Source organism: Synechococcus sp. F70.1, from assembly GCF_047502745.1.
In the GTDB taxonomy this organism is placed as follows: domain Bacteria; phylum Cyanobacteriota; class Cyanobacteriia; order Thermostichales; family Thermostichaceae; genus Thermostichus.
Window position 1 is genome coordinate 7,815 of the sequence record NZ_JANSJL010000005.1, and the last position, 1,785, is coordinate 9,599.

A 1,785-nucleotide genomic window follows, 5' to 3' on the forward strand; every position below is an offset into this window, starting at 1 on the left:
AGGGGAGGTTGCTTGAGGGCCTACTGGCCTGCTCTAGGGCGAAGATGGGGGTCTAGGGGAAGTTTGGGATCCGCCCCAGGACTTTCAAGAGGCTTGCTTGAAGTAGTCGGGCTCGTTGCCGGGCTTCCACTTGATGTTGCAGCCAAGGCTGGGCTTTTGGTTGGGATCGATGGGCTTGCCCGCCAGCAGGTTATCCAGCGCTGCCCGCAAGTCTTTGCCAGTCACTGGCACATCCGGCAGGCCGGGGCGGCTGTCGTCCAGTTGGCCGCGGTACACCAGCTTGCGATCGGCATCGAACAGGAAAAAGTCGGGAGTGCAAGCGGCTGAAAAGGCTTTGGCCACCTCTTGGCTTTCGTCGTAGCAGAAGGGGAAGGTAAAGCCCAAGGTCTCGGCCATCTTCTTCAAGTTCTCAGGGCTGTCCTCGGGGTATTTCTCCACGTCGTTGGCGCTGATGGCTACAATGCCGACGCCGCGGTCCTTGTAATCTCTGCCAATGCGAGCCAGCTCCTCTTGCACGTGCTTCACGTAGGGGCAGTGCTGGCAGATAAACATCACCAGCAAAGCGGGCTTGTCGGCAAAGGTAGAAAGGGAAATGGTTTGTCCAGTTACCACATCCGGCAGGCTGAAGTCAGGGGCGGGGGTGCCCAAAGGCAGCATCGTTGAGGGGGTACGAGCCATAACAAACCTCCAGCGTAAAGTTTCCTCAATCATCATGGCTCATCCCGCTCCCCAGGAGCTGTAAGCACGGGATCCTGCCGACAGATCCCAAACAGGCAGGGAACGGCCTTTACAATTGGATAGAGTTCGCAACATTTTGTCCGGGAGCTGAGCTTTGAGCACCGCCGTCTTGCCCGCTACCCCCCTGGTGGACACCCACGTCCACTTGAACTATCCCGACTTTGCAGAAGATCTGCCCCAGGTGGCCGAGCGCTGGCGCCAGGCCGGGATCCGGCAACTAGTACATTCCTGCGTCACGCCAGCGGAGTTTCCCCAGTTGCAGGCCATTGCCGACCAGTATCCCGAGGTGTTCTTGTCGGTGGGGCTGCATCCGCTTGAGGCGCGCCAGTGGCAGCCGGCTCTGGCCGAAAAGATTGCCCAGTTGGCCGCAGGCGACAGGCGGGTGGTGGCCATCGGGGAGACGGGCTTGGATTTTTACAAGTCCGACCCGTCAGATATCGAGCGGCAAAAAGAATCCTTCCGCGCCCACATTGCCATTGCCCGGGAGCAGGATCTAGCCCTGATTGTCCATTGCCGCGAGGCGGCAGCGGCCACCTATGAGATTCTCCAAGAGGCCATGGCCACAGGGGAATCGCTGCGGGTGGTGATGCACTGCTGGAGCGGATCCCCGGAGGAGACGCGGCTCTTTGTGGAGCTGGGCTGCTTTATTAGCTTTAGCGGCATCGTGACCTTTAAGAACGCAGAGACGGTGCGCCGCTCGGCCTTGGAGGTGCCCCTGTCCCAGCTTCTGGTGGAAACCGATTGCCCTTTCCTGGCCCCTACTCCCTTCCGCGGCAAACGTAACGAGCCAGCCCATGTGCAGCGGGTGGCCCAAACCTTGGCGGAGTTGTTGCAGATCCCCTTGGAGGATCTGGCCCAACAAACCAGCCAAAATGCTGCTCGCCTCTTCCGCCTTCCCCAGCAAGGCGACGGCGGAGGAGATCCTCCTGCTCTGAGGGCCGCCGGCAACCAGCCCAATCGCGAGGCGTGTGCAAACCGCTAGCGGCGCTTGGAGCGGCGAGCCTGACGTTCTGCCTCGTTGCGCCGCCGCCGATCCCGCCAGTCGAT

2 protein-coding genes are annotated in these 1,785 nt (G+C 60.8%); one reads left to right on the forward strand and one right to left on the reverse strand.

The window, feature by feature from the left end; genetic code table 11:
* Positions 1-84: 84 nt before the first annotated feature.
* Positions 85-678 carry a thioredoxin family protein gene (locus NW860_RS00115; protein WP_414394410.1) on the reverse strand — a complete coding sequence of 198 codons (594 nt, stop codon included), beginning with the start codon at positions 676-678 and terminating at the stop codon, positions 85-87.
* Positions 679-832: 154 nt separating this feature from the next.
* Here NW860_RS00115 and NW860_RS00120 point away from each other — a divergent pair, with 154 nt between their 5' ends.
* Positions 833-1,720 carry a TatD family hydrolase gene (locus NW860_RS00120; RefSeq protein ID WP_414511863.1) on the forward strand — a complete coding sequence of 296 codons (888 nt, stop codon included), beginning with the start codon at positions 833-835 and terminating at the stop codon, positions 1,718-1,720.
* Positions 1,721-1,785 lie beyond the last annotated feature (65 nt).

Coding starts and splice junctions, on each gene's coding strand:
- NW860_RS00115 (WP_414394410.1), bottom strand. CDS start 678: ATGGCTCGTACCCCCTCAACGATGCTGCCTTTGGGCACCCCCGCCCCT.